The sequence below is a fragment of the Pseudomonas sp. TWI929 genome, from assembly GCF_039673335.1.
GTDB lineage: Bacteria > Pseudomonadota > Gammaproteobacteria > Pseudomonadales > Pseudomonadaceae > Aquipseudomonas.
This window is the reverse complement of sequence record NZ_JBDJLK010000159.1, coordinates 1-4,231: the sequence shown is the minus strand read 5'-3', so window position 1 is coordinate 4,231 and position 4,231 is coordinate 1. Positions and strand designations below refer to the sequence as shown.

The 4,231-nt window shown below is 64.0% G+C and carries 2 protein-coding genes; one reads left to right on the top strand and one right to left on the bottom strand.

The genetic code is table 11. The annotated features are described in order from the left end of the window. Window positions 1–73: 73 nt before the first annotated feature. The gene (locus tag ABE456_RS28230) at window positions 74–1,999 is read right to left on the bottom strand and encodes a transglycosylase SLT domain-containing protein (protein ID WP_346646862.1); all 1,926 of its coding nucleotides are present in this window, start codon (window positions 1,997–1,999) and stop codon (window positions 74–76) included. Between the two features lie 221 nt (window positions 2,000–2,220). On the opposite strand from ABE456_RS28230, the gene ABE456_RS28225 reads away from it, so the two are divergent. Further along, window positions 2,221–4,149 carry an ATP-binding cassette domain-containing protein gene (locus tag ABE456_RS28225; RefSeq protein WP_346646861.1) on the top strand — a complete coding sequence of 643 codons (1,929 nt, stop codon included), beginning with the start codon at window positions 2,221–2,223 and terminating at the stop codon, window positions 4,147–4,149. The last annotated feature ends 82 nt before the right edge of the window (window positions 4,150–4,231 follow it).

Below are 4,231 nucleotides of genomic sequence, written 5' to 3'. Positions count from 1 at the left end.
CTCCTACAAGGGTTACGCAATCCCTGTAAGAGCGGGTTTACCCGCGAAGAGGCCAGTGCAGGCTCAGCAACAATCACATGTCATCGAAATACCGCTCATGCCAATCCACCAGCGGCTGCGGCGAGTTCAGCTTCTGCCCGTAGATCACCGAATACGACAGCACGTTCTGCACATACTGGCGCGTTTCGTCGAACGGGATCGACTCCACCCACACATCGAAGCTCAGGTGCTTGGCGCCCTTGAGCCACTGCCGCACGCGCCCGGGGCCGGCGTTGTAGGCCGCCGAAGCCAGCACGCGGTTGCCGTTGAACTGGCTGTGCACCTGGCTCAGGTAGGCCGCACCCAGCTGGATGTTCTTGTCCGGGTTCAGCACCTGCGCCGGTGAGGCCAGGGGAATGCTGAACTTGCGCGCGGTTTCCTTGGCCGTGGCCGGCATCAGCTGCATCAGGCCGCTGGCACCCACCGGCGAACGCGCGTCCTCCATGAAGGCACTCTCCTGGCGGGTGATGGCGAACACCCAGCTCGAATGCAGGCCGCGGACCTTGGCTTCGCGCACCAGGGTGTCGCGGTGGGCCATCGGGAAGCGGATGTCCAGGTCGTCCCAGTACTGTGCCTGGCTGATGGTGCGGATGGCCGGGAAGTACCAGCGCAGCTCATAGCCCAGGCGTGCCTGGGCAACCATTTCGTCGCGGGTGAAGTGGCGGCTGACGTGGTACCACTCGCGGCGGCCCTCGACGATCTGGCCGCGGGCGTGGAACTCCAGGGCGCGGCGGATGCCTGGGGTGTTGCGCACCTTGTTGACCAGCTGTGGGCTCAGCAGCAGCGGCTTGTTGTTCAACTGGTACGGTGTCTGTGCCCGGTCGGCGGCAAGGAAACCATAGAAGTCGCGCTCACGCGCCACGGTCTTGTACAGCAGCGGGATCTGCGGGTTGTTCGGCTGCGCCAGCTCCAGGCTGCGTGCCTGCCAGTACTTCCAGCGGCTGCTGCTGGCCAGGTCCTGGGGCAGGCGCTTGGTCAGCTCGTAGGCGTCTTCCCAGCGGCCCAGGCGCAGCAGCAGGCGCAGGCGCCACTCGCTGACAGTGTTGTCACGCAGTTCGGGGTCGTAGCGTGTCATAAGGTCGAGTGCGCGAGGGTCGTAGCGGCGCGCCAGGGTCAGGCCGATTTCGCGGGCGATGGCAACTTTTTCGTCTCGGGAAAAGTGCATGCGCTGGGCGTAATCGTCGAGCAGCGCCATGGCCCGCTCCGGGTCCTGTCGGGCCAGGCGGCGCAGGCCAAGGCTGACCACGTCGGACATGGTTTCGTTGGCCGGGGTGAAGCGCGACGGTTGGTTGAGCAGCTCGGGCTTCTGTGCCACGTCGACCAGCAGGCGGCCTTGTGGGGCGAGGGTGGTCAGGGTATTGACCAGGTTGTTGGCCAGGCCGTAGTTGCGCGCCTGGGCCGCCAGCTTGGTGCGCTCCCAGCGCTTGGCCTCGGTCAGCTGGCCCTCGGCTGCCCACATGCCGAACAGCGTGTCACACGCGGCAGGCTGTGACTTGCCGACGTTCCACAACTTGTCTGCCGTGGCGTAGCCCTCGGCGCGCAGGCCGTGGCTGAGCTGGTACTGGCCGTTGAGGCAGTCCAGTTCGGTGAAGTTGAGCTTGGGGTCGTAGTACTTGGCGAAGGTGTTCCATTCGCCGCGTTCGGCCAGCCAGCGCAACCAGCGCAGCTTCATCCAGTTGGCCTGGGGCAGGTCACCGTGCTTGGCCAGGAAACCTTCGATCTCCTGGTTACTGGCGCTTTTCAGGCGGGCGGTGAGTTCGTCGTAGGCCAGGTAGGGCGTAAGCGGGTAGTCGCTCAGGGCCTGGGCGTAACGCAGGTAGGGACCTTTGTCGCCCTTGGCCAGCGCACGCTTGGCCTCGTCATAGTACTGGCGTTGCTGGGTAAGGTCGGTGGCCTGCGCCGCGCAGGTGGCAGCGGTAAGCAGCAGGCAGGATGCAATATGTAACAGGCGGCTGCGCATGATACGTCCGGGCAGTTGAACCATGAGGAAGTGACGGCGGAGCCAGCACTGTTGGAAGCAATTGCCTTAGCTTAGCCGTTTGCCGGCAGCGGGTGAAAGCACTGTGCTTGTATCGGGATATTAAGTACGACCAAATGTCGTAAAGCCCTCGCCGGGTACCCTGGCGGATGCCGACGGGGGCCAAGTCAGGTAGAATGCGCGCCCGATTTATGGAGACCAACATGACCCTGCTCAAATTCAGCGATGTGTCCCTCGCATTCGGCGCCATGCCGCTGCTGGACAAAGTGTCCTGGCAGATCGCTCGTGGCGAGCGGGTGTGCATCATCGGCCGCAACGGCACTGGCAAGTCGAGCATGCTGCGCCTGGTCAAGGGCGAGCAGAAGGGCGACGATGGCGAAATCTGGCGTGCCCCAGGCCTCAAGATCGGCGAGCTGCCACAGGAGCTGCCGGTGGCTGACGAGCGCACCGTGTTCGACGTGGTGGCCGCAGGCCTGGATGGCGTTGGCGAGCTGCTGGCGCAGTTCCACCACTTGAGCATGAATATCCAGGGCGACGAAGACCTGGAAAAACTCATGCATGTCCAGCACGAACTTGAAGCCCGTGATGGTTGGCGCCTGCAGCAGGTGGTGGAAAGCACCCTCAGCCGCTTGCAGCTGCCGGCCGACAAGACCCTGGCCGAGCTGTCCGGTGGCTGGCGCCGCCGCGTGCTGCTGGCCCAGGCGCTGGTGTCCGAGCCCGACCTGCTGCTGCTCGACGAACCAACCAACCACCTGGATATCGGTGCCATCGCCTGGCTCGAAGAGGCCCTGCGCGGCTTCAACGGTGCGGTGCTGTTCATCACCCACGACCGTTCCTTCCTGCAAAACCTGGCCACCCGTATCCTTGAGCTGGACCGCGGCGGCCTGATCGACTGGAACGGTGACTACGCCAGCTTCCTGGTGCACAAGGAGGCCGCGCTGGCCGCCGAGGAAACCGCCAACGCGCTGTTCGACAAGCGCCTGGCCCAGGAAGAAGTGTGGATCCGCCAGGGCATCAAGGCCCGCCGTACCCGTAACGAAGGCCGCGTGCGTGCGCTGAAGGCACTGCGCGTGGAGCGTGGCGAGCGCCGCGAGCGCCAGGGCAAGGCCAACATCCAGATCGAAGCGGCAGACAAATCCGGCAAACAGGTAATGGTGCTGGAAAACGTCAGCTTCCATCACGCTGATGGGCCTCTGCTGGTCAAGGATTTTTCCATGGTCTTGCAGCGCCAGGACCGCATTGGCCTGCTGGGCGCCAACGGTACCGGCAAGACCACCTTGCTGAAGATGATGCTGGGCGACCTTGAACCCACCACGGGCAAGGTCGAGCGCGGCACCAAGCTGGAAGTGGCCTACTTCGACCAGATGCGTCACCAGCTCGACCTGGAAAAGACCGTTATCGACAACCTGGCTGAAGGCCGTGACTTCATCGAGATCGACGGCCAGAACCGCCACGTGCTGAGCTACCTGGGCGACTTCCTGTTCAGCCCGCAGCGTGCCCGTACACCGGTCAAGGCGCTGTCGGGTGGTGAGCGTGCCCGCCTGCTTCTGGCCAAACTGTTCAGCAAACCGGCCAACCTGCTGGTGCTCGACGAACCGACCAACGACCTGGACGTGGAAACCCTCGAGCTGCTTGAAGAGGTGCTGTCCAACTACAAGGGCACCGTGCTGATGGTCAGCCACGACCGGGCTTTCCTCGACAACGTCGTCACCAGCACGCTGGTGTTCGAAGGCGAGGGCAGGGTGCGTGAGTACGTCGGCGGTTACGAGGACTGGATCCGCCAGGGTGGTTCGCCGAAGCTGCTGGGTGTAGCCGAGAGCAAGGGCGGCAAGTCTGCGCTGAACAGCGCGGTGGTGGAGAAGGTCGAGGCCAAGCCTGCACCGGCCGCCGCACCGGTGGCGGAAGAGCCTTCGAAGAAGAAGCTCAGCTACAAGCTGCAGCGTGAACTGGAGATGCTGCCAGGGCAGATCGACGAAGTTGAACAGCGCATGGCTGAGGCTCAGGAAGAAGTGAATGCGGCGGGCTTCTATCAGCGGCCGATCGCGGAAACCTCGGCAGTGCTGGCCAAGATCGAGAAGCTGCAGGGCGAGCTGGATGTGCTGGTGGAGCGCTGGGCTGAGCTGGAAGGCTGATTGGCGTTAGCCTGGGCCGGCCCTACCGCCGGCAAGCCAGCTCCCACAGGTACACCACAGGTTTCAAGCCTTGTGGTATTCC